This is a genomic window from Ruania zhangjianzhongii (assembly GCF_008000995.1).
GTDB classification, from domain to species: Bacteria; Actinomycetota; Actinomycetes; order Actinomycetales; family Beutenbergiaceae; genus Ruania; species Ruania zhangjianzhongii.
On the sequence record NZ_CP042828.1, the window covers coordinates 1,671,562 to 1,695,174 of the forward strand.

General features: G+C 69.7%; 21 protein-coding genes. 15 read left to right on the forward strand and 6 right to left on the reverse strand.

Features of this window, described 5'->3' with window-relative positions; all coding sequences use genetic code 11:
- Positions 1-42: 42 nt before the first annotated feature.
- The 3 genes from pgsA to FU260_RS07775 all read left to right on the forward strand — a co-directional run bounded on the left by pgsA (position 43) and on the right by FU260_RS07775 (position 1,806).
- Complete coding sequence (gene pgsA, locus FU260_RS07765; protein WP_328592995.1) at positions 43-669, forward strand: CDP-diacylglycerol--glycerol-3-phosphate 3-phosphatidyltransferase; 627 nt, start codon at positions 43-45, stop codon at positions 667-669.
- Positions 666-1,130, forward strand: a complete 465-nt coding sequence (locus FU260_RS07770) for a CinA family protein (RefSeq protein WP_268957781.1) — start codon at positions 666-668, stop codon at positions 1,128-1,130. The genes pgsA and FU260_RS07770 overlap by 4 nt, the downstream gene beginning before the upstream one ends.
- 364 nt (positions 1,131-1,494) lie before the next feature.
- Positions 1,495-1,806, forward strand: a complete 312-nt coding sequence (locus FU260_RS07775) for a helix-turn-helix domain-containing protein (protein ID WP_147916545.1) — start codon at positions 1,495-1,497, stop codon at positions 1,804-1,806.
- A gap of 63 nt (positions 1,807-1,869) precedes the next feature.
- Here FU260_RS07775 and FU260_RS07780 read toward each other — a convergent pair whose 3' ends face one another.
- Positions 1,870-2,661 (reverse strand): DNA-formamidopyrimidine glycosylase family protein, encoded by a 792-nt coding sequence (locus FU260_RS07780; protein WP_147916546.1) that lies wholly within the window; start codon positions 2,659-2,661, stop codon positions 1,870-1,872.
- 3 nt (positions 2,662-2,664) lie between these two features.
- Positions 2,665-7,500, reverse strand: a complete 4,836-nt coding sequence (locus FU260_RS07785; RefSeq protein WP_147919373.1) for a DEAD/DEAH box helicase — start codon at positions 7,498-7,500, stop codon at positions 2,665-2,667.
- 254 nt (positions 7,501-7,754) lie between these two features.
- On the opposite strand from FU260_RS07785, the gene FU260_RS07790 reads away from it, so the two are divergent.
- From FU260_RS07790 to FU260_RS07830, 9 genes are all read left to right on the forward strand, one after another.
- Positions 7,755-10,442 (forward strand): HNH endonuclease signature motif containing protein, encoded by a 2,688-nt coding sequence (locus FU260_RS07790; RefSeq protein WP_147916547.1) that lies wholly within the window; start codon positions 7,755-7,757, stop codon positions 10,440-10,442.
- A 96-nt stretch (positions 10,443-10,538) separates the two neighbouring features.
- Positions 10,539-10,760, forward strand: coding sequence for a DUF3046 domain-containing protein (locus FU260_RS07795; RefSeq protein WP_147916548.1), 222 nt, complete (start codon positions 10,539-10,541; stop codon positions 10,758-10,760).
- A 42-nt stretch (positions 10,761-10,802) separates the two neighbouring features.
- Positions 10,803-11,723 carry an ABC transporter ATP-binding protein gene (locus FU260_RS07800; RefSeq protein WP_147916549.1) on the forward strand — a complete coding sequence of 307 codons (921 nt, stop codon included), beginning with the start codon at positions 10,803-10,805 and terminating at the stop codon, positions 11,721-11,723.
- Between the two features lie 64 nt (positions 11,724-11,787).
- Positions 11,788-12,621, forward strand: a complete 834-nt coding sequence (locus FU260_RS07805) for an ABC transporter permease (protein WP_168211691.1) — start codon at positions 11,788-11,790, stop codon at positions 12,619-12,621.
- 1 nt (position 12,622) lies between these two features.
- Positions 12,623-13,432, forward strand: a complete 810-nt coding sequence (locus FU260_RS07810) for an ABC transporter permease (RefSeq protein WP_147916551.1) — start codon at positions 12,623-12,625, stop codon at positions 13,430-13,432.
- Positions 13,433-13,521: 89 nt separating this feature from the next.
- On the forward strand, positions 13,522-14,250 hold the full coding sequence (locus FU260_RS07815) for a DUF1345 domain-containing protein (RefSeq protein WP_147916552.1): 729 nt from the start codon (positions 13,522-13,524) through the stop codon (positions 14,248-14,250).
- A gap of 68 nt (positions 14,251-14,318) precedes the next feature.
- The gene (locus FU260_RS07820) at positions 14,319-14,921 is read left to right on the forward strand and encodes a GNAT family N-acetyltransferase (RefSeq protein ID WP_235912239.1); all 603 of its coding nucleotides are present in this window, start codon (positions 14,319-14,321) and stop codon (positions 14,919-14,921) included.
- Positions 14,922-15,255: 334 nt separating this feature from the next.
- Positions 15,256-16,308 carry a recombinase RecA gene (recA, locus tag FU260_RS07825; protein ID WP_147916553.1) on the forward strand — a complete coding sequence of 351 codons (1,053 nt, stop codon included), beginning with the start codon at positions 15,256-15,258 and terminating at the stop codon, positions 16,306-16,308.
- 100 nt (positions 16,309-16,408) lie between these two features.
- The gene (locus FU260_RS07830; RefSeq protein ID WP_235912240.1) at positions 16,409-16,978 is read left to right on the forward strand and encodes a regulatory protein RecX; all 570 of its coding nucleotides are present in this window, start codon (positions 16,409-16,411) and stop codon (positions 16,976-16,978) included.
- A gap of 115 nt (positions 16,979-17,093) precedes the next feature.
- Here FU260_RS07830 and FU260_RS07835 read toward each other — a convergent pair whose 3' ends face one another.
- From FU260_RS07835 to FU260_RS07850, 4 genes are all read right to left on the reverse strand, one after another.
- A complete protein-coding gene (locus FU260_RS07835) occupies positions 17,094-17,987 on the reverse strand; it encodes an amino acid ABC transporter permease (RefSeq protein WP_147916554.1) in 894 nt (297 codons plus the stop codon).
- Positions 17,984-18,658, reverse strand: a complete 675-nt coding sequence (locus FU260_RS07840; RefSeq protein WP_147916555.1) for an amino acid ABC transporter permease — start codon at positions 18,656-18,658, stop codon at positions 17,984-17,986. The genes FU260_RS07835 and FU260_RS07840 overlap by 4 nt, the downstream gene beginning before the upstream one ends.
- 95 nt (positions 18,659-18,753) lie before the next feature.
- On the reverse strand, positions 18,754-19,650 hold the full coding sequence (locus FU260_RS07845) for a glutamate ABC transporter substrate-binding protein (RefSeq protein ID WP_147916556.1): 897 nt from the start codon (positions 19,648-19,650) through the stop codon (positions 18,754-18,756).
- Positions 19,651-19,698: 48 nt separating this feature from the next.
- Positions 19,699-20,496 (reverse strand): amino acid ABC transporter ATP-binding protein, encoded by a 798-nt coding sequence (locus FU260_RS07850; protein WP_147916557.1) that lies wholly within the window; start codon positions 20,494-20,496, stop codon positions 19,699-19,701.
- A 124-nt stretch (positions 20,497-20,620) separates the two neighbouring features.
- Between FU260_RS07850 and miaB the strand changes: the two genes are divergently transcribed.
- The 3 genes from miaB to FU260_RS07865 all read left to right on the forward strand — a co-directional run bounded on the left by miaB (position 20,621) and on the right by FU260_RS07865 (position 23,593).
- Entirely contained in the window at positions 20,621-22,150 is a 1,530-nt protein-coding gene (gene miaB, locus FU260_RS07855) for a tRNA (N6-isopentenyl adenosine(37)-C2)-methylthiotransferase MiaB (protein ID WP_147916558.1), read from the forward strand.
- A gap of 109 nt (positions 22,151-22,259) precedes the next feature.
- Entirely contained in the window at positions 22,260-22,994 is a 735-nt protein-coding gene (locus tag FU260_RS07860) for a helix-turn-helix domain-containing protein (protein ID WP_147916559.1), read from the forward strand.
- Positions 22,995-23,044: 50 nt separating this feature from the next.
- Positions 23,045-23,593 carry a VOC family protein gene (locus tag FU260_RS07865; RefSeq protein ID WP_328592996.1) on the forward strand — a complete coding sequence of 183 codons (549 nt, stop codon included), beginning with the start codon at positions 23,045-23,047 and terminating at the stop codon, positions 23,591-23,593.
- Positions 23,594-23,613: the final 20 nt, after the last annotated feature.

Consider the following 23,613-nt stretch of genomic DNA (forward strand, 5'->3'; position numbering starts at 1 on the left):
GTAGCGCCGTCGGCTGGACCCTCCGTCCCCTACCCTGGAGACGTGTCGAGCAACTCGGAGTCCCCGGCCCACCAACCCGCCAGCGCGGAGGGTCAATCGATCGCGCCGGTGTGGAACCTGCCGAACGTGCTCACTATGCTGCGCATCGCCTTGGTGCCCGTGTTCGTGGTGCTGCTCTGGCAGGACAGCACCGCCACCGCACTGGCCGCGCTCGCGGTGTTCCTCATCGCCGCCGCGACCGACAAGCTCGACGGTACGATCGCCCGCCGTCGCGGCATCGTGACCAACTTCGGCAAGATCGCCGACCCTTTTGCGGACAAGCTGCTCACCGGTGCGGCGATGGTGGTGCTCTCCGTCCTGGGTGTGATGCCGTGGTGGGCCACGATCCTCATCCTCATCCGGGAGATCGGGATCACCGTGCTCCGGTTCGTGATGGTGCGCCGGTCGGTGATCGCCGCATCCAACGGCGGCAAGCTGAAGACGGTGCTGCAGATCGTGTTCCTGTCGATGATGATGCTGCCGGCCGTTGACCTGGTCGGCTCTCCGCTGGGCGACTGGTGGGAGACGACCGCCTACGTGATCATGCTGCTCGCGACCGCAGTCACCGTGGTCACCGGTCTGGACTACTGCTGGCGCGCCTGGCGGATCACGCGCGACCAGAAGCAGTGACCACCGGCGTCGCCGCGCAGGTGATCATGCGGCTGCGCAGCAGCCGGCTGACCCTCGCGGTGGCGGAATCGCTCACCGGCGGCCTGCTCGGTGCCGAGCTCGTCGCGGTGCCGGGCGCGTCAGCAGTCTTCCGTGGTGGCGCACTCACTTATGCCACCGATAGCAAGGCTGAGGTGCTTGGCGTAGATGCGGAACTGCTCGCCAGCTCCGGTCCGGTGCATCCGCAGGTGGCCGTGCAGATGGCCGACGGCGCCCGGTCGCTTTTCGGCGCCGACCTCGCCCTGGCCACCACGGGTGTGGCCGGCCCGGGCCCGGCGGATGGGCATCCCGCCGGCACCGTGTACGTCGCGTGCACCGGGCAGGGGCGCTCGCCTCAGGTGCGCTGGCACCTGCTGGCCGGGGGGCGCCCGGCGGTGCGCGCAGCCGCAGTGCAACTGGCGCTGGCGCTGCTGCTCGACTGACCGATCGAGCCCGATTCGAACACGCTCGGCGCATCCGAACGCGCTGATAGGGGTGTTCGTATGGGCTACCAGTGTTCCCATGCGCGCGAGTGCGGGTGAGAATGAGGGCAGGTATGGGTGAGCCTGCGGGGAGGTGCCGGTGAATGTGGCGCAGTTCACGTGCGGAACAGAACGCAGGGCTGACGCGTTGGGGGGAGTAATGATGCAGACACGTTCGCCGAAGACGCCCCGGGTGGCGACCGGGCCCCGCAGTGGATGGTCGTCGACCCGGCCACCACGCGATACCAAGCGCGCACCTGTCGGTGCGGCAAGGTACGGTAGGAGTACAGCAGTCGAAGGCAGCATGCGAGAGGAGGGACGCACCATGGTGGTACTACGGCGCGAGATCGGTGACGTCCTTCGTGGCGCTCGCCAGGGGCAGGGACGCACGCTGCGCGAGGTCTCCTCAGCAGCGCGAGTGTCCCTCGGTTACCTCTCCGAGGTGGAACGTGGGCAGAAGGAGGCCTCTTCGGAGTTGCTCTCCTCGATCTGCACCGCACTGAGCATCCCGATGTCAGTGGTGCTGCGCGAGGTCTCCGACCGGGTCGCGCTCGCCGAAGGGGTGGCCATCCCGGACACCATTCCGGCGGACTTCATCAACCAGTTCGGTCACGACGAGGACCTCGCCGCGGTCTGACGAACCAGGTGGCTTGACCGCAGGCTCTCGGTCGGCTGACGCGCTCAGTGTCGGCTGAGGCGCTCAGCCCGGCTGGCATGCGGGACAGTGGAACGCGGGCCGTTCCATGGCCGACGGCCCGATCGAGGCCATGGCAATCGGCGTCCCGCAGCGAGCACAGGCCAGTCCCTCCCGGCCGTGCACGTGCGTGCTCTGCTCCCGGCTGCCGGTGGCGGTGAGGGTGGGAGCGTCGGCCGAACGGCGCATCAGCGCCGCCGCCGTGGCGTACAGCGCACGCGCGTCCGGCACCAGCTCCACCATCCGCCACGGACTGATCTGGTGCCGCCAGAGGGTCTCGGCCAGATAGATCGTGCCGATCCCGGCCGCCACCGACTGGTCCAGCAACACCTCGCCCGCCGGGCGGCCCCTCGACCGCGTGAAGTTCGCCGCCGCGAGATCGAGGGCGGCGTCCAGCGCCTCACCCTGAGCCATCAGGTTCGGGCCCAGGTGGCTCAACAGGCGTGCCTCGTCCCGCGTGCGCAGCACGGTGAGCATGCCCAGCTGCTCACCCACACAGGTCCACTGCTGGGTCGCCAGGACGGCCCGCACCCTCGGTTGCCGCAGCGGTTCCGGCGGGGTCCGGGTGGTTCGAGCGCGCCACACGCCGTCCATCCGCATATGCGTGTGCAGCGTGCGGCCATCGTCGAACCGGGTGAGCAGATGTTTGCCGTAGCTCACCGTGCCGGTGCTGCGGCGACCGGTGAAGTCCGCCCCGGCGGCTTCGGGCCAGCGCAGGTCGGAACGGACCAGCACCTGATCGGCCAGGCTGCGGGTGAGCAGCCGCGCCAGCCGAGCCAGCACGTCACCTTCGGGCACCGCTCACCGCCTCGGGATCCGCAACCCGCTCGGTGCGGCGATGAAGCCGGCTTCGGTCAGCGCCGCCGCCGTTGCCGAGGTGCTGCCCAGCGCGCGCTGCCCGTCGATCCGGGTCACGGTGAACCGGCCCAGCGCACCGCTGCCGGCCACCGCCACCAGCTCGGCCGCGGCGGCGGCTAACGGCTCCGGCTCGGCGGTGAACGCGAGCACCGAGCGGGCGCCGCGCTCGAGGTAGAGCACCAGTTGCCCGCCGACCAGCACCACGCTCGCGCCCACTTTGCGCCCGGGCCGGTGGCCGGTCGCCTCTCCCGCCACGGAGACTGGATCCGGCCAGCCCAGCGCCGCGCCGTAGGGGTTGGCCGGGTCGGTGGCGGCCAGCAGCAGGGAACCCGCACCATCGGGCTCGGCGGCGCGGAGCGCATCCACCGCATCCGGAAGTGCGAACAGCGCCCCGCCCAGGCCTTCCACGAAATACCCGCGCCGCACCTGCCCGGACTCCTCCAGCTGGCCGAGTACCCGGTAGGCGGTGGAGAAGCCGCCGGGCAGGCGATCGGCCGCACTGCCACGGGTGACCAGGCCATCCCGGTCGATCAGCGCCAGCGCCGCCATCGTCGCCCGCCGGCCCGGTTCGCTGCGCGCCCGCACCAGCGACCAGCGACCCAATGCCTCGTCCGGTATGGAGCGCGCCGCACGCGCCCCACCCGCACGCAGCCCACCTGCACCCGCACCACCCGCACTCGCAGCTGAGATCATCGGCGCCCCCTGGTCCAGACTCGCCCCACGTAGCGCCAGGGCCCGCAACGAACGGCCCCGAGGCCGCGCCCGCCGGCGAGCGTTCGTCCCCGGGCGCGGGCGCGCCCCCAACCGGGCCCGTAACGGCGTGAGCGTGTCATTGGTGACCAGCCCGGCCCAGACGGTCTCCCACAGCGCATCCAGCAGCTCCGATTCTGACGGCGCCTGCTCACCGAGCTGCTCCACCACACCGGCGGCCAGGTCCCGGAAGAACACCCCGCCACCACCGGCGAGCACCTCCAGCACGGCTGCCGGTACGGGCCCGGTGACCTCCTCCGGTTCCGGTGCCAGATCTGCGACCGCTTCGGCCGGCAGCAGCGCGACCAGGCCGTCGTTGCCCGGTCCGCCACCGGCCCCGACCCAGATCACCTCACCGGAGCTGGTCAGCTCATCGAGCATCTCCGGGGTGTAGTCCCGCACCCGCGCCGGCAGCACCATCGACTCCCACGCCGAGGCGGCCACGCCCGCCCCGGCGAGCTGGTCGATCACCGCGAGTACGCCGTCGACCCCGCGCAGCGCCCGCACCTGGTGCCACCGCGGCAGGTAGACCGCGAGCTGTTCACCCGGGACCGCCTCCACCTCAGCGCGCAGCGCCGCCAACGAACGGCGCCGGATCCGGCGCAGCACGTCCGCATCGCAGTAGTCCGGACCGGGCAACTGCGCGCTAGCCGGGGTGTGGGCCTGCGCGGGGCGAAGCGTTCCGGCGGCGAGCACCGCGCGGCTGGTCAGATCGTCCAGCACTGGAGCCACCGCGCCGATTCCGAGGCCGTAGTGGCCGGCGAGCTCCTGCGCGCGGAACGGGCCGTGCGTGCGGGAGTACCGGCGGACCAGGTCCACCAGCGCGGACGGCACCGGCTCCAGCAGCTCCTCGGGCAGCCCCGGCGGCAGCGCCACGCCGAGCCCGTCCCGCAACCGGGCCGCGTCCTCCACTACTGCCCACCGTGCCTGGCCGCCGACCCGAACCTCGATCACCCGTCGTGCGGTCTGCAGCTCATCCAGCCAGCCGGTCACGGCCTCCGGTTCGGTGGCCCGCGCCGCCAACTCCTCACCGCTCACCGGTCCGAGGCGGCGCACCAGGTCCACCAGCCGCTCCGCGCCGTCGGCCCGGTAGGCCTCGGTGCGTAGCTCCACCTCGGCCTCCACCGAGGCAAGGGCCTCAGGATCGAGCAGATCGGCCACGTCCGCACCGTCGCCGAGCAGATCCGCCACCAGGCCGGCGTCCAGGGTCAGCGCGGCGGCCCGGCGCTCTGCCAGCGGGGTGTCCTCGCCGTAGAGGAACTGGGCCACGTACCCGAACAGCAGCGACTGCGCGAACGGTGAGGGTTTGGCGCTGCTGACCTCCACCACCCGGACCCGACGAGCGTGGATGCCCCGCATCAGCTCTGCCAGCGCGGCGGTATCGAAGTCGTCCTGCAGGCACTCGCGCACCGCCTCCAGCATCACCGGGAACTCTGGGTACTCCGCTGCCACGGCGAGCAGCTGGGCGGCGCGCTGGCGCTGCTGCCACAACGGTTGACGCTGGTCCGGGCGCCGTCGAGGAAGCATCAGCGAGCGGGCGGCTGCTTCCCGGAACCGGGCGGCGAAGTGCGGTGACGAGCTGAGTGCGGCCATCACATCCGTATCGATGCGCTCAGACTCGAGCAGCAGGTCCTCGATCGGCACCTCACCGGCCTCGGTGTCGGTCGGTGCGGTGAGGTCGTCGACCGTCATCGGTCCGAAGTCGTCCAGGACGGAGGCTGCGGCCTCGGTATCCGGCAACCGCAGCACGATTCCGTCGTCGGCGTGCATCGCGGCTACGTCGAGCCCGAACCGCTCCCGTAGCCGCGCGGAGAGGATCAGCGCCCACGGCGCGTGCACCTTGGCGCCGTAGGGGGAGTGGATCACCACCCGCCAGTCCCCGAGCTCGTCCCGGAAGCGCTCCACCACGATGGTCCGGTCATCCGGTAGCCGGCCGGTGGCCTCCTGCTGCTCGGCCAGGTAGGCGAGCAGGTTGTCCCGTGCCCAGTCGTCCAGCCCCCAGTCGGCGACGGCGTCGGCCGGGGTGGTCGCTTCGGTCACCGACCGCACCATCGCCCCGATCGCGGCCCCGAGCTCGGCCGGCCGGCCGGGAGCGTCCCCCTTCCAGAACGGCAGCCTCCCGGGCAGGCCGGGAGCGGGGGAGACCAGCACCCGGTCGGGGGTGATGTCCTCGATCCGCCAGGTGGAGGAGCCCAGGGTGAACGTGTCACCCACGCGAGACTCGTACACCATCTCCTCGTCCAGCTCGCCGACCCGTTTGCCACCACGAGCGCTGGATTCTCCGGCCACGTACACCCCGTACATTCCCCGGTCCGGGATGGTGCCGCCGCTCACGCTGGCCAGCAGCCGGGCCCCGGGCCTGCCGGTCAGCGTGCCGGCGACGCGGTCCCAGGTGATCCGCGGGCGCAGCTCGGCGAAGCTCTCGCTCGGGTACCGGCCGGAAAGCATGTCCAGCACGGCGGTGAGCACCCGGTCGGTGAGCGTGGTGAACGGGGCGGCACGGCGCACCAGTGCGGCCAGGTCGGTCACTGTCCAGTCGTCGACGGCGCACATCGCCACGATCTGTTGCGCCAGCACGTCCAGGGGGTTGGTGGGGGTGCGGGTGGCCTCGATGTGCCCGGTGCGTGCGCGGGCGGAGGTGGTGGCGGCGGCAAGCAGATCACCGCGGTGGGTGGGTAGCACCACTCCGTGGGACAGGGCGCCGACCTGGTGCCCGGCGCGGCCGATGCGTTGCAGCGCACTGGCCACCGACGGTGGGGCACCCACCTGGATCACCAGGTCCACAGCGCCCATGTCGATACCCAGCTCCAACGAGGAGGTGGCCACCACCGCCGGGAGGGTGCCGTTCTTCAGCGCGGTCTCGGTGGCAGTGCGCTCATCCCTGCTCATCGACCCGTGGTGCGGGCGGGCGATGATCTCGGCCGGTCCGGTCTCATCTGTGATGCCCAGCGAGGTGCCGGACTGGGCCGGGACCTCGGCGGCCCACGCGGAGCCGGCGTCCAGCTCGCTGCCCGTGCCCTGCCGCTGCGCGTGCGCCTCGTTGATTCGCGCAGCCAGCCGTTCCGCCCCGCGTCGGGAGTTTGCGAACACGATGGTGGAGGAGTGGCTGGTGATCTCGTCGACCACCCGCTCGGTCACATGCGACCAGATCGAGGCAGCGCCGTGTTCCGGTGGCGCGGACCCCTGAGCGGGCGCTGCGGCGGCGATATCGCTGAGATCGGGCACAGGCACGGCCACGTCGATGCGCAGCTGACGGCTACCTGGGCGAGTGGCGTCGGGCTGCACGATCCGCGTGCTGCGCGAGCCCTCGGCCGGGCGCGCTTCTCCGGTCAGGTAGCGCGCCACCGACTCCGGCGGCCGTACGGTCGCGGACAGCCCGATCCGCTGCGCCGGCTGCTCCAGCAACGCATCCAGCCGTTCCAGGGAGAGGGCCAGGTGCGCGCCACGCTTGTTCCCCGCCAGCGCGTGCACCTCGTCGATGATCACCTGCTCCACCCCGCGCAGCCCCTCCCGGGCGCCGGAGGTGAGCATCAGGAACAGCGATTCCGGCGTGGTGATCAGGATGTCCGGCGGATGCGTGCCGAACCGACGCCGTTCGGCCGCCGGGGTGTCCCCGGTCCGTACTCCGACGGTGACCTCGCGCACCGGTGTGCTGGTCTCCTCGGCGGCGCGGGCCACCCCCACCAGCGGAGAGCGCAGGTTGCGCTGTACGTCTGCTGCCAGCGCCTTCAGCGGGGAGATGTACAGCACCCGGCAGCGGCGGGAGCCCTCGGCCGGCTCCGGGCCGGTGAGCAGGTGGTCCAGTGCCCAGAGGAACGCGGCGAGAGTCTTGCCCGAGCCGGTCGGCGCGACCACCAGCGTGTGCTCTCCGGAGGAGATCGACTCCCAGGCGCCACCCTGGGCGGCAGTGGGCGCGGCGAATGCTCCGGTGAACCAGGACCGCGTCGGCGCGCTGAATGCGCCGAGTGCCGCGTCGGGTTCTGGTGTCGATGCCACGGCGCTATTGTGCCGCCTGCTACCGACACCCATCGAGCGCACCGGCGCTGGACCCATCGAGCGCACCAGCGCTGGTCCAACGGTAACGACGGCAACGAGGTCAAGCTCCGGGATGTCACCAGCGGTTCTCTGTGCCGCTCGTTCCCGGAGATTGCCTCCGCTGATGCGTGCGGTGCGGCGCCCAGAAAAGAGAGTCGAGCCACCGGCATACGGCAACATGCGTGCGTGAGGTGACGCACGCCTGCAATCGCGCCTGACCGAGCGTTGTCGGTGCCTGGTGAGAGGCTATGAATCAGTCGGACGGGTACCGGTTGTCTGTTGGGACGGTGCCCGTCCGGCGACATTCAGAGCGTGGCAAAGCCCTTGACATCATCCACTCGAATTGGTACGTTTGTTCTATGGAGTTCGACGGCGAAGGTCCTGACCCGGAGGAGGCCTCTCCGGGCGATCAGGCGCGTTCGTCGAACATGGAAGAGGAGCGGCCGGAGCGTTTCGTGACCTTGCCGGTAGGCCCGGATGTCGGGCTGACCGAGGTGGTCGCAGCAGCGCAGGCAGTCGATCAGGCCCAGGCTGCTTGGCACCCGGGGATGATCTCCTCGCAGGTGGCTGAGGTCATCGCCGGAGCTGTGCCGGGAGCCTCGTTGGCGAGGACGCTGGAGGCGGCAGCGGGGCGAGACAGCGGCGAGCGGGATCAGGCGGCCAGGATCGAGCTGGTCGCCGCATGTGAGCGGATGATGGCTCATCTGGCCGGATTGCAGGCCGGATTCACGCAGGAGTTCCTCGATCAGCGGGGCCGCGGGTCCGGCGCGTTGACCGCTGTCCATGATGAGATCTCTGCTCGGTTGGCCACCACGTCCTATGCGGCCGGGTCGATCATTACTCGCGCCGGAGCGCTGGACGAATCGCCTCGGCTGCGCGAGGGCCTGGCCTCGGGTGAGGTCTCGGCGCGCAAGGTGGATGTGATCGCTGCCGCCGTCTCCGGGCTGGGTCTGAAGGAGCGGGTGGTGCTCGAGGACTACGGCGTGGAGCTTGCGCCCACGCACACTCCGCCGCAACTGAAGAAGGCACTCGCTGCCGCGGTGATCGCCGCCGACCCGGCCAAAGCGGCAGAGCGGCACGACAAGGAAGTCGGGCAACGGTGCGTGAGCTTCGAGCCCGCGGCACACGGGATGTCCTGGTTGGGGATGTACCTGCCGGCCGAAGAGGGCCTGAGCATCTACACCTGCCTGGACTCGATCGCCGCCAGTAGGTCTGCCGACGACGAGCGGGGTATTGATGCACGCCGTGCTGATGCGTTCACCGGGATCTTCACCCAGATCATGTCCTCCGGACGGTTGCCGGACGGGGCCGCGTTGCCCAGCCATCACGGGCAGGCCCCGCATCTGCGGCTATCGATCACCGCACCTGTGCTCGCAGGCGACGAGCACACCCCGGCCCTGCTGCACGGATACGGGCCGATCTGCGCCGACACCGCTCGCAAGCTGGCGATGCAGGCCGGAGCCCCAAGCGACTCGCTGATGGCGCCGGCGTTCTTCAAGCCCACATCCGCCACCCAGCAGGCGGCCACCGAACCGACAACCGCCCAGCACGCCGGGACGGCGCCCGCGCACAACGGCAGCACGAATAACGGAACGAGGTCGACAGGTTCGTCGACTTCCGCTGCCAGGAGTGCCGCGTGCGGCACGAGCGGACTTGCGGCTCCGCCGACAATCGGTGATCCGACCGGAAATGCCGCCAGCTCAGCCGTGTGTCCAGCCACTGGCTCCCTAGCCGGAGACGCCGGCGGCCCAGCCACACCGCCCACCGGGGGCCCGGCAACCCTGGGCGGCGCGAGTTCGCCAAGTGTGCCTGGGATGAGTGTGCTCAGCGGTCCGTGCCAGGTTGCCCCCGGTGTCATCGTGAGCCTGGCCGCTCATCCGGGAGCGACCTGGAGTGAACGCTGTGACCTGGCCGAACGACTCGGCCCGGACGCCACGATGGAGCAGCTCGATGCGATCTACGGTCCGGCCCGTCCGTGGCCCGACCATCGGTCCCGGGCCGAAGACCTAGCGATCTGGCGCGAACTGCTCGGCGAGGAGCGACATCCGCCAGGTGCGCTGAGTCGGTCCACGAACATCGATTCCACGAGCATCAACCCCGGCGCCGATGATGTGGAGACCGCCGCCGGCACCGGCACCGGCACTGACGCCGGCACCGGCACTGATGCCGATGCTGAGTGGGACTGGATGTGCCGGTACCTGCCCGCCTTCGACCCGATGCGCGGCCTCTTGCCGCCGCCGCGGCCACCCCAGCTTCCCGACGGCACGGACGCCCAGGCGCTCATCGGTTGGCGGCAGCGCCACGAGCCGATCGCGGGCGGGGTCTGCCGCCAGGTTGAGGACGGCCTCGGAATGATCTGCACCGACGCCTACGCTCCATCCCGGCGGCTCCGGGCACGAATCGTCGAGCGGGATCAGACCTGCCGCTTTCCGACCTGCCAGGTACCGGCGTGGCGCTGCCAGCTCGACCACATCGTGGCCTTCGATCCTCGCTTGCCTGCCTGGGCGCAGACCATCGAGACCAACCTGCACGCATTGTGCGCACACCATCACCAGATCAAGACCGCTGGATTCTTCCGGGTCGAACGCGACTCGCGCAGTGGCATCACCACCTGGCATAGCCCCACCGGCCACGTGTACGCGCGAAGCTCAGAGCACGCCGACTACACCGCAATCGCCCACCATCTGCGGGACGAGTACCACATGACGCTCTGTGAGGAGGGAGAGCGCCCGGTCACCGGCCTGGACACCGAGCGTCTGCACGCACTGTTGGCTGCAGCGCTCCCCGGCACCCCGGGAGGTCAGGCCGGCCAGACCGATCCCGCCCGTCAAGGACGCAGCGCAACCGACCCCAGCGCAACAAACACCGGCGCAACCGGCGGCGCGCTGCCGACCCGGCCATTCACCTTTCCCGCCGACACGGAACCGCCTTTCTGACCGGGCATCTTGGCACCGGCACCGTGGGGCTGACCGGGCATCTTGGCACCGGCACCGTGGGCGGGTCCGTCGGTGGCGGCGATTATCCTGGTCGCCGTGAAGCACTCCGAGTTCCAGCAGGCCATGCGCGACACCTTCGGCGCCTACGCCTCCTCTTTGGCTGAGGATATGGTGCTTGCCCCGTTGAGTAGCCGGACTGCGAACCAGGCGCTCGCCGACGGCGCCCCGCCCGGGGTGGTCTGGGACGCGATCTGCACCGTCAACGAACTCGGCGAGGACGTGCGCTGGCGGCACCGCCGCGCGATCCGTGCAAAGTAGTAGCGCGCCAACTCCCGTGCCCCTGCATGTTAGATTGCTAGCATGGCGTTGATCGAGGCATCCGGGCTGCACAAGACCTTCGGTGACTTCGTGGCCGTGGACGGCATCGACCTGCAGATCGAAGCGGGGGAGTCGTTCGGCTTCCTCGGACCGAACGGCGCCGGCAAGACCTCCACGATGCGGATGATCGGCTGCACCTCACCGGTCAGCGGCGGCACGCTGCGGGTGCTGGGGATGGACCCGGCCGCCGACGCCGCGGCGATCAAAGCCCGGCTCGGCGTGGTTCCGCAGCAGGACGCGCTGGACGAGGAACTGTCGGTGGCCCAGAACCTGGCGGTCTTCGGGCGCTACTTCGGCATCAGCCGGGCCGAGGTGCAGCGCCGGACCACACCGCTGCTGGAGTTCGCCCAGCTCACCGAGAAGGCCGGCGCCCGGGTCGAGACCCTCTCCGGTGGGATGAAGCGCCGGCTGACCATCGCTCGCGCGCTGATCAACGAGCCGAGCATCCTGCTTCTCGACGAGCCGACCACCGGGCTGGACCCGCAGGCCCGGCACATCCTCTGGGACCGGCTGTTCCGGCTCAAGCGGGACGGTGTCACCCTGGTCCTCACCACGCACTACATGGACGAGGCCGAGCAGCTCTGCGACCGGCTGGTGGTGATGGACCAGGGCCGGATCGTCGCGCACGGCTCACCCCGTGACCTGATCCGCCAGCATGCCTCCCGGGAGGTGCTCGAAGTGCGCTTCGACGTGCCCGACCACGTGGAGAAGGCCGGCGAGGTCAGCGGTGTAGCCGACCGGGTGGAGGTGCTCGCCGACCGGTTGCTGCTGTACACCCATGACGGCGACGCCGCTCTGGACGCGCTCACCGCCCGGGGCGTGCATCCGCAGTCCACTCTGGTGCGCCGCTCCTCCCTGGAGGACGTGTTCCTGCGTCTGACCGGACGGAGCCTGATCGAATGAGGCCCGACCGAATGGCGACCTCCCCGCGCCGGCCGGCCGGAACCAGGCACCCGTGAGCGCCTCGGTGACCACCCGCACAGGTGAGCGGCGCACCTGGGCGCGCTCCGCCGTCGGCGGCGGTTGGCCCTCGGTGACCGGCTACTGGCTGACGGTCTACCGGCGGATCTGGAAGTCCACTGTGGCCTCCTCGCTGCTCGTGCCGCTGCTGTACCTGGCCGGGATGGGCTACGGGCTCGGCGCGATCATCGACTCACCGGGGCGCTCCGCTGTGCCCGGGGTGGCCTACGTGGGATTCGTGGCTACCGGGCTGGTCGCCGCGCAGACGATGATGACCGCCGTGGCCGAGACCACCTACAGCGTGTTCGGTGCGATCAAGTGGCAGCGCACCTATCACGCGATGCTCGCCAGTCCGCTGCAGGTGGCGGACCTGGTCCGCGGGCATCTCGCCTACCTGGCGTTGCGGCTGCTGATGGTCTCCACAGCCTTCGCCCTGGTGGCCCTGGCGATCGGGGCGATGACCGGCTGGGCCGCACTGCTCACCGTGCCGATCGCAGTGCTCGGTGGGCTCGCGTTCGGGCTCCCGGTCTACGCCTACACGGTCGGGACCGCCAGCGACGAAGGCTTCAACATGCTGAACCGGTTCGTGATCATGCCGCTGTTCCTGTTCTCCGGCACGTTCTTCCCGATCAGCCAGCTGCCCGCGGTGCTGGAGTGGCTCGCCTGGGCCTCACCCCTCACGCATGCGATCACCCTCACCCGCGCCGTCGGGCTCGGCTCCCCGGCGCCGCTGCCGGTCGAGGCCTGGCCGGCGGTCCTGCACGTGGCGTACCTGGTGGCTTGGGCGGTGGCCGGATACCTGCTCGGCGTGCGCCGGCTGCGCGCTCGGATGGTGGTCTGAGATGGCGACGGCGATCCCGACCCGGCGTAGGTCACTACCGTTCCCGATCGCGTTCAGTGCCTCAGCCGCGCTGGTCGAACGGAACATGCGGGCCGCGCGCTCGTACTGGCGCACGTTCGTCTCCGGGTTCTTCGAGCCGGTGTTCTACCTGTTCGCGATGGGGGTGGGCATCGGCGCACTGGTCGGGGACGTGCAGGTGGATGGCCGGGCCGTTCCGTACGCGATCTTCGTCGCACCGGCGATGATGGCGACCTCGGCGATGAACGGTGCGATCTACGACTCCACAGCGAACGTGTTCGGCAAGCTGAAGCACTCGAAACTGTACGAATCGGTGCTCGCCACTCCGTTGCGGCCGCTGGAGGTGGCAGTGGGGGAGATCTCCTGGGCGCTGCTGCGCGGACTGGTCTACTCCTGCGCCTTCCTGCTGGTGGCGGCGGTGGCCGGGTTCGTGCAGTCCTGGTGGGCGCTGCTGGCGATCCCGGTGTGCACCCTGATCGGGCTGGCGTTCGCCTCGCTGGGGATGGCGGCGACCACATTCATGCGGTCCTGGAACGATATGGACTACGTGCAGCTGATCATCCTGCCGATGTTCCTGTTCTCCGCCACGTTCTACCCACTGTCCACCTACCCGGACGTGCTGCAGGGGGTAGTGCAGGTCACCCCGCTCTATCACGGGGTGGCGCTGGTGCGCGCGCTGATGATGGGGGAGCTGAGCCTCGGGCTGGGTGTGCATGTGGCGTACCTGCTGGCGCTGAGCGCGTTCGGGCTGTGGGCCACCACCCGGCGGATCACCCGGCTGCTGATGACCTGAGCCCACCGTCGCCGTGAGTCCCCCCGAGGGGAGGGCGCAGGGGCGGATAGGCTGCGGTGGTTGAGAGGTGCCGAGAGGGGGGAACGAGGATGGGCGAGGACCGGAAGGTGCCACGGCTGAGCGCTGATGTGACGCGCAGTGCGATCAGTGACTGGACCAGCCTGGCCGCCGCGCTGGTGGCCATCGTGGTCGTCGGCCTGGTGGAGCCGGACATGCTCACCGCGGCGCCCACCGTGGCGCCGAGCGTAGCGACGATCTACCTCTCCACCTGGTCCCTGCGCTGCCTGCTGTACTCCGTGATCACGTGGTTCACGTTCGTCCGGGCGGACGGCGACCTGCTGGCGCAGTGGCTCACCGAGGGTCGCACTGCCCGACGCAAGCGGGTGTCGATGGAGCGGCTGTCCCTGTCCAGCGGTCCGAGCGGCGCGGTGATGTTCTGCGCGTTTGCGCTGGTGGTGGTGGTCTACTGCGCCGCCGAACCGAACTTGCGGTCAAGTCCCGTGGTCGCAGCACTGGCCGCGCTCACCGTGGCCACGTCCTGGCTGCTGATCCTGATGGTGTACACCGTGCACTACGCACGAGAGGACACGAACAGGGGTGGCCTGACCTTCGTCGCCGCCGAGCGCGACGGCGCGCCGATGTTCAGCGACTACTTCTACCTGGCTGTGCAGGTCTCCACCTCGTTCACTGCGGCCGACGTCACCGTAGGGAGCCGCGGGATGCGCCGCGCCGTCACCGTGCACTCCATCATCGGCTTCGTCTTCAGCACGGCGATCATCGCGCTCCTGGTGTCCTTCCTGATCGTCGCCGCATCCTGATGCGTGCTCCGCACCCGGGGTGCAAATCCGGTTGACTGTCCCGCCGAGGGGCTGCCACGGTCGCGGTCGTGGCCCACGTGAGCAGCGCCGTCGTGCGCATCGAAACCAGCGGAGACCGTGCGGCGGTCTCCGCCGTGATCGAGCAGGCCTTCGAAGCCGAGGCGGCCGGGGAGGGCGTCCGGGTCCGGGGGCTGGAGCAGGCGCTGCAGACCGCGATGGCGCCGCGCGACCGGCTTGCCCTGGTGGCCGAGCACGGCCGCCAGATCGTGGGCCAGGCCCTGCTCACCCGCGGCTGGGTGGACGCCGACCAGCGCCTGGTGCAGGCGTGGGTACTCAGCCCGATCTCGGTCCGCCCGGACCACCAGCACACCGGCATCGGGCGGGAGTTGCTGACCGGCGTGATCGCCTGTGCCACCCGCGCTGCGGCCGAGCGCCCGGCCGACGATCCGGAGCGCCGCGTACATATCTTCCTCGAGGGCGACCCGGGCTTCTACCGCAAGTTCGGCTTCGTACCCGGTGATCGGGCGGGCTTCACCGCGCCGTCGGTACGCATCCCACCGTCGGCGTTCCAGGTGCTGGCGGTTGCCGAGGCCCCGGGCGTGAGTGGCGCCCTGGTGTACCCGGACGTGTTCTGGGCCCACGACTGCGTCGGCCTCCGGCGCGGAGCCTAGTCTTGGCGGGCGCGGGGCAACGTCGGCGCGCACGCGCGCAACCTCGGTCCAGGCGTGCGACCTTGGCGGGCACGCGCGCCACCTCGGCGCACGCGCGCAACACGCAGCGGCGTGTCGGGCGCGGCGTCCCCAGGTAGAACGGTTGTTCGGCTACTGTGGATACAGCGCGAGGACGGGTGCGCTCATCCACAGATGGTGGCTGAGCCACCCGGATGTCGGTGGTCGGACATAGCCTCCGTGTCAGGTTGCCGCCCGGAGAGGGCGGGTCCCTGAAGAGACCAGCCCACGTCCACAGGTGGCGGCTCGACCGCCCGAGAACGAAGAAGGTGACACCATGGCTGCTCCGGTAGCAGACCGCAGCAAGGCACTCGATGCTGCACTCAGTCAGATCGACCGGGCTTTCGGTAAAGGCTCGGTGATGCGTCTCGGTGACGAGAACCGCCCACCGGTGGAGGTGATCCCCACCGGGTCGATCGCCCTGGATGTGGCCCTGGGCACCGGTGGCCTGCCCCGCGGGCGTGTGGTGGAGATCTACGGGCCGGAGTCCTCCGGTAAGACCACTGTGGCGCTGCACGCGGTGGCGAACGCGCAGAAGAACGGCGGGATCGCGGCGTTCATCGACGCGGAGCACGCTCTGGACCCGGAGTATGCGAAGAAGCTCGGCGTGGACACCGATGCCCTGCTGGTCTCCCAGCCGGACACCGGTGAGCAGGCGCTGGAGATCATGGACATGCTGATCCGCTCCGGCGCACTGGACATCGTGGTGATCGACTCGGTCGCGGCCCTGGTGCCGAAGGCGGAGATCGAGGGCGAGATGGGCGACAGCCACGTGGGTCTGCAGGCCCGGCTGATGTCCCAGGCGCTGCGCAAGATCACTGGTGCCCTGAACTCCTCCGGCACCACGGCGATCTTCATCAACCAGCTTCGGGAGAAGATCGGTGTGTTCTTCGGCTCCCCGGAGACCACCACCGGCGGTAAGGCGCTGAAGTTCTACGCGTCGGTCCGTATCGACGTGCGCCGGATCGAGACCCTCAAGGATGGCACCGACTCGGTCGGCAACCGGACCCGGGCAAAGGTGGTGAAGAACAAGATGGCGCCGCCGTTCAAGCAGGCCGAGTTCGACATCGTCTACGGCGTGGGCATCTCCCGTGAGGGCAGCCTGATCGACCTGGGGGTGGAGCACGGCATCGTGCGCAAGTCCGGTGCTTGGTACACCTACGAGGGCGACCAGCTCGGCCAGGGCAAGGAGAACTCCCGCCGGTTCCTCAAGGACAACCCCGAGCTTGCCGTGGAGATCGAGCAGAAGATCAAGACCAAGCTCGGTATCGGCGTCAAGCTCGAGGCGGTGCCTGAGGCGGGGCCCGAGGACGTAGCCGTCGACTTCTGATCGGCCGGTGGCGCCGTCGCTGGTTCGAGCACCCGCTGCTCCGGCCGGCGACGGCGCCACTTCCGTCTGGTCTGTCCACGCCACGGGAGGTGGGAGTTCAGTGAGGCAAGCACGACGGCGCAGCGCACCGGGGCAGGAGCCGCCCGCCTCGGGTGCGGCTGCTGAGGATGTTGAGCCGGATCCGGAAGGGGTGGCTCGTGCGATTGCGTTGCGGATGCTCACCGGGGCGCCTCGTTCCCGTGCTCAGATTGCCGAGCGGATGGCGCAGCGGGACGTGCCGGAGGAGGTCGCCGCGAGGGTGCTGGACCGGTTTACCGAGGTCGGGCTGATCGACGACACTGCCTTCGCGGAGATGCTGGTGCGCACCCGGCACAACGAACGCGGGCTGGCCGGGCGCGCCCTGGCGCAGGAACTGCAGCGCAAAGGCGTGGACCGGGAGATCGCGAACGAAGCGCTGCAGGCCATCCAGCCCGAGGACGAGGCCGAGCGGGCCGTGGAGCTGGTCCGCCGCAAGGCCCGCAGCACCACCGGCGTCGATCCGGTCAAGCGGCGCCGCCGACTGATGAGCATGCTTGCTCGCAAGGGCTACGGCCCCGGTGTGGCGCTGCGAGCGATCGATCAGGTGCTCGGTGAGGAGGACGAGGAGCCGATCGAGGACTTCTCGCTGTAGACCGAGACGCCGGCGTCACCGATGGCGGTGCAGGGGAGCGCCGCGGGACGAGTGCGCCGGGCCATGCTGCAGGGGAGCGCCGCGGGACGAGTGCGCCGGAGCGCCTGTTCCCGCCCTAGCGCCCCTTCACCCCGAAGCTCGCGGTGACGTCCACGCCGCCCTTGAGCGCGCCCGGGCGCTGCGTCTTGCCCGAGGTGCGGCCGCCGATCCGCCGGGCCACCTTTCCGGCCACCCAGGCCAGGGTCGCGTTCAGCACGATGTAGATCACGCCGATCACGAAGAATGACTGCAGCACCGGGAACGGGGAGTCCGCACCGATCAGCCGGGCGGAGCGGAGCAGCTCGCTATAGGTGATGATGGCGCCCAGTGCGGAGTCCTTGAGCACCACCACGAACTGGCTCACCAGGGACGGCAGCATGGCCATCAGCGCTTGCGGGAGCTCGATCGAGCGGATCGACTGGCTGCGGGTCATCCCGATCGCCAGGGCGGCTTCCCGCTGCCCCTTGGGTAGGCCGTGCACCCCGGAGCGGACCAGTTCGGCAATCACCGAGCCGTTGTACAGGGTCAGGCCGATCACCACCCCGAGCAGGGGGCCGAGACTGGGATCGACGCGCAGAACCTGGGAGACGAAGATCCAGCCACCGATCATCATGATCAGCACCGGTACCGCCCGGAAGAACTCCACCACCACCCCGCAGAACCAGCGGATGGCCCGATTGCTCGCCAGCCGGCCGATACCGAAGAGGAGGCCGAACACCAGCGCGAGCACGATCGAGTACGCGGCCGCCACCAAAGTGTTCTGCAGGCCGGGCAGGAAATAGTACAACCAGGTGCGCGCCTCGATCATCGGCGCCCACTTCTCCGGTGCGAGCTGGTCGTGCACCTGGAGCTGGTACACCACGAACGTCGCGATGCCCAGCACCACGAGGACGCCGACGATGTTCCCGATCAGCAGCCGGCGCCGCGCCCGGGGACCGGGAGCATCGAACAGGACCGATTGTGTGCTCATCGGGACACCGCCAGACGCTGGGAGAGGTAGGTGACCACGAGGCCGACCGGGATCACGATGACCACGAAGCCGGCAGCAACGGTGAGGAAGATCGGGATCACGTAGTTGCCATGCGCTTCCACCATCCCCTTCATCAGCAGCGAGATCTCGCTGACCGAGATCGCTGCCGCCACGGTGGTGTTCTTGATCAGCGCGATGAAGGTGTTGCCCAGGGGTGCGATCGCACCCCGGAACGCTTGCGGCATGATCACCTGGCGAGCCGCCGGAAGGAAGGACAGCCCGATCGCCCGAGCCGCCTCCGCTTGGCCGAGCGGCACGGTGTTCACCCCGGAGCGGATCGATTCGCAGACGAACGAGGCGGTGTACACCGACAGTGCCCACACCGCGAGCCAGAAGAAGTTGTCAGCGAACTTCTCGGCGAACTGCACACCGAGCTGGGGCCAGAGCACGAAGGCGGCGAACATCATCACCACGGTCAGTGGGATGTTCCGCACGACGTTCACGTAGGCGGCACCGGCCCACTGCAGCGAGGGCAGCGGCGAGATCCGCATCATGGCCAGGATCGTGCCGAGGATCAGCGCGATGATCCCGGAGAAGAATGCCAGCTTGAGATTCAGCCAGTAGGCACCGGCAATGTCGTAGTTGGAGAGCACTTCGAGGAAGTCACTCACGGGCATTCCACCTCGGCGTCATCAGCTGGGGGCAGGGCGTTCGCCGTGGCCGGTGGCACGCACCGGCCACGGCGAACAGGGACTGGCGGGTCAGATCAGCCGCACTCGGCCGGAGTCGGCGGGTTCAGGTCGGCGTTCGGGGTGTAGCCGGTGCCCTCGGTGTTGGAGGTGATGAACTCCTCCCAGCTACCGTCCTCGATCATCGCGTTGATCGCATCGGTGACCGGCTGGCACATGTCCGAGTCCGGGGGCAGACCGACACCGTAGTTTTCCTCGGAGAAGGTGTTGCCCACCACCTGCAGCTCGCCACCGCCGTCGGCAGCAGCCAGACCGGCGAGGATGATGTCGTCAGTGGTGACCGCGTCCACCTGGCCACCGGTGAGGTACTGGATGCACTCCGAGTACCCGTTCAGCTCCACCAGCTGGGTGTCCGGGGAGAACTCGTCCTTGACGTTCTGCGCCGAGGTGGACCCGGCCACCGAGCACAGGTTCCGCCCGTCCAGCACATCCGGACCGGTGATCTCGCCGGCGTCCTCGGAGCGGATCAGCAGGTCCTGACCGGCCACGAAGTACGGTCCGGCGAAGTCCACCACCTCATCCCGCTCGTCGGTGATCGAGTAGGTGGCCACGATCATGTCCACCTGCTCGTTCTGCAGCATCGTCTCCCGCTGCGGAGAGGGGGACTCGATCCACTCGATCTGGTCCTCGCCGTAACCGAGCTGGTCGGCGATGTAGGTGGCCACGTCCACGTCGAACCCGGTGTAGGTGTCGCCATCCTGGTAGCCCAGGCCCGGCTGGTCGAACTTGATCCCGATCCGGATCGAGTCCCCGCCACCCTCGCCGGAGTCGCCGCCCTCGCCCGTGTCGCCGCCCTCGGCACCGGCGTCACCGCCGGTCTCCTCGTCGCCGGCCCCCGGCTCGGCGGTACAGGCGGCAAGGGTGAGGGCCCCCACGGCCGCCAGTGCGGCCAGCGCTGCTCGCGTTGTCTTCATCCTGGTCTCCTTCGTTGGTTACTGAGGCGTATGAGTGCTCGTGAGCGCTCAGTGCGTGAGGATCTTGCCGAGGAAGTCCTGCGCCCGGTGGCTCTGCGGGTGGTCGAAGAACGTGTCCGGCTCGGCTTCCTCCACGATCTGCCCGTCGGACATGAACACCACCCGGTCCGCAGCCTTGCGGGCGAAACCCATCTCGTGGGTGACCACCACCATGGTCATGCCCTCCTTCGCCAGGCCCACCATCACGTCGAGCACTTCCTGGACCATCTCCGGGTCCAGCGCCGACGTGGGTTCGTCGAAGAGCAGCACCTTCGGCTTCATCGCCAGCGCGCGGGCGATCGCTACCCGCTGCTGCTGGCCGCCGGAGAGCTGCGCGGGCAGCTTCTCCGCCTGGTTCGCCACCCCCACGCGCTCCAGCAGCTCCATCGCCTGCTTCTTTGCCTCGGCGGTCTTGACCCGCTTCACCTTGATCGGGCCGAGGGTGACGTTCTCCAGGATCGTCTTGTGTGCGAACAGGTTGAAGGACTGGAACACCATTCCCACGTCTGCTCGCAGCCGGGCCAGCGCCTTGCCCTCGGCAGGCAGCGGCTGGCCGTCCAGAGTGATGGAGCCGTCATCGATCGGCTCCAGCCGGTTGATCGCGCGGCAGAGCGTCGACTTGCCCGAGCCCGAGGGGCCGATCACCACCACCACCTCGCCGCGGTGCACGGTGAGGTTGATGTCCTGGAGCACGTGCAGCTCACCGAAGTGCTTGTTCACGTTGCTCAGCACCACCAGCGGTTCGTCGGTGGGCTTCGGAATGCCCCCGCCGTCGTCGCTGACAGGCTTGGCTGTGCTGTCGGTCATAGAGGCAACCTAACGCCTCACGCGCGTTTCGGCGAAGAAGTTGCGGTAACAGTGCGGATACGATCGATTTCCGCCGGGGTGGGCCCGGCCAAGGGGTGCGGATCAGAACGTAGAATCTTCTGCCATGACCGACCACTCGCGTACGTACCTGGTGCGCACTCTGGGCTGCCAGATGAACGTGCACGACTCCGAGCGCATGTCCGGCCTGCTCGAGGATGCCGGCTACACCCCGGCGGCCACTCATGATGCCCGTTCATTGCTCGCTCAGGCCGAGGGCGCGGACGTGGTGGTGATCAACACCTGCGCGGTGCGGGAGAACGCCTCCGACAAGCTCTACGGCAACCTCGGTCAGCTCGCCGGGCTGAAGAAGACCCACCCGGGCCTGCAGATCGCCGTCGGCGGGTGCCTGGCCCAGCAGGACCGGTCCGGCATCGTCGAGCGCGCCCCCTGGGTGGACGTGGTGTTCGGCACCCACAACATCGATGTGCTCCCGGCACTGCTGGAGCGCGCTCGGCACAACAACCAGGCCGAGGTGGAGATCGAGGAAGCACTCAAGGTCTTTCCGTCCACTCTGCCCACCAAGCGGGAGAGCGCCTACGCCGGCTGGGTATCCATCTCGGTGGGCTGCAACAACACCTGCACGTTCTGCATCGTGCCGCATCTGCGGGGCAAGGAACGTGACCGCAGACCGGGTGACGTGCTCGCGGAGGTGCAAGCCGTCGTCGCGCAGGGGGCGATCGAGGTGACCCTGCTCGGGCAGAACGTGAACTCCTACGGCGTGGGCTTCGGCGACCGCGGCGCGTTCGCGAAGCTGCTCCGCGCCTGCGGTCAGATCGAGCACCTGGAGCGGGTTCGGTTCACCTCCCCGCACCCGGCCGCCTTCACCGACGACGTGATCGAGGCGATGGCCGCCACGCCCAACGTGATGCCGCAGCTGCACATGCCGCTGCAGTCCGGGTCGGACGCGATCCTGCGCGCGATGCGCCGCTCCTACCGCAGCGCCAAGTTCCTCGGCATCCTGGACCGGGTACGCGAGGCGATCCCGGATGCGGCGATCACCACTGACATCATCGTCGGCTTCCCCGGGGAGACCGAGGAGGACTTCCAGGCAACCCTGGACGTCGTCGAGGCGTCCCGGTTCTCCAGTGCGTTCACCTTCCAGTACTCCCCGCGCCCGGGCACCCCGGCCGCCGACCTGCCCGATCAGGTGCCGGCCGAGGTGGTCACCGAGCGCTACCAACGGCTGATGGCCCTGCAGGACCGGATCTCGGCGGAGGAGAACGCCGCCCAGGTGGGCCGCCAGGTGGACGTGCTGGTGGCCGAGACCGAGGGGCGTAAGGACACCGCCACCCACCGCATCTCTGGCCGGGCTGCCGACAACCGGCTGGTCCACCTGGCCCTCCCGGAAGGGCTCGCTGAGGCCGACACCCCGCGCCCGGGGGACATGGTCACCGTCACGGTCACCGGTTCTGCTCCCTACCACCTGATCGCCGACTCCGCGCGTACGGGCGGCCAGTTCACCCTGCGCCGCACCCGGGCCGGCGATGCCTGGGCAGCCCGGGGCACGGCCTCGCACACCCACCCGACCGGGCCGGCCGAAGGCCCGGTGACCCTGGGCATGCCGGCGCTGCGAGTCGCCGCGCCGGGAGCTTGAGCCCGCCGTGAGCTCCCGCGGGATACCCGTACGCGGACCGCTGCCATCCTCCGGGCGTCGCCAGGGGGTGCGGCTCCTCCGGTTCGCGGTCGACGACGGCGCAGCCGCCGTGGTCCGACACGTCTGGGTGCCGCTGTGGTCTCTACCCCCAGGTGAGCAGGTGGTCCAGGAGACGTTGCAGTACCCAGGCGGGAACGTCGTCGTGATGGCCGACGAGGCCGGCTTCTACGGTGTGGACGCCGGTCTGGGCACCCGGACCCTGGCTGGCACCGGCTGGGGCGTGGGGGTGCTGCTGCGACCAGCCGCGGCCGCCCTGCTGCTCGCCGGTGAACCGGCGCGTGCGGTGCGGCCGGGACCGGGGCGGATGGACGTCGGCCCTGCGATCGGAGCCGAGCGCACCGATCTGGGTGAGGACTTCGCCACGGTGTGTACGCAGATCCGCGAGCTGATGCCCACCGATCCGCAGACCGCCGGCCGGGCGCTCACCGACTGGGTGCGGACGCGGTGCGGGCCGGTCGACCCGGAGGGTGAGCTCGCGAATGCGGCCGCGGACCTGGCCGAGAGCGCAGCGGCGGACACCGTCGCGGAGCTGGCCGAACGGGTCGGGGTGGGCGAGCGGCAGCTGCAACGGATCTGTCGGCGGCGGATCGGGCTCAGCCCGAAGTGGCTGCTGCAGCGCCGCCGACTGCAGCAGGCCGCCGCGCAGCTGGGGGAGGAGGACGCGCCCGCGCTGGGCGATCTAGCCGCCGAGCTCGGCTACACCGACCAGGCACACTTCACCCGAGACTTCACCACTGTGGTCGGCCGTCCACCGGGCCGGTTCCGCCGGGAACAGCGCAGCTGAGCCACAGCTGAGCCACCGTGTGCACGGACTCCGGTTGAGGTACCTGCACGATGTCGGAAATCGACAAGATCTCCCACCCGGCCGGCGGGCAGGATCGAAGCATGACGAACGACACCACTGCTGCAACCGCTACCGTCCGCCCGATCCCCGCCGGCTACACCTCGCTGACCCCGTTCCTGGTGGTCACGGACGGCGCCGCCGCGATCGACTTTTACACCTCCGTGTTCGGCGCCCGGCTGACCAATCGCACCGACGCCCCGGATGGTTCGGTGGCGCACGCCGAGCTCGACTTCGGCAACGGCCGACTCCAGCTCGGTGACGCGAACCCGGCCTTCGGCCTGACGGCACCGGCGGACGAGGCCGACGCGGTCACGCACTCGATCTGTCTCTATTGCGAGGACGTCGACGACGTGGTGGCCCGCGCCCGGGCCGCCGGTGCCACGGTCCGCGAGGAGGTCTCCACGTTCGTCACCGGTGACCGGTTCGGCTCCATCCTGGACCCGTTCGGGCAGCGCTGGGCGATCATGACCCGGGTGGAGGACGTCTCCGAGGAGGAGGCGCAGCGGCGCGTGGATGCGTGGATGGCCGAGCAGGGCTGAGGCCCCGCCAGGTGCTCCGC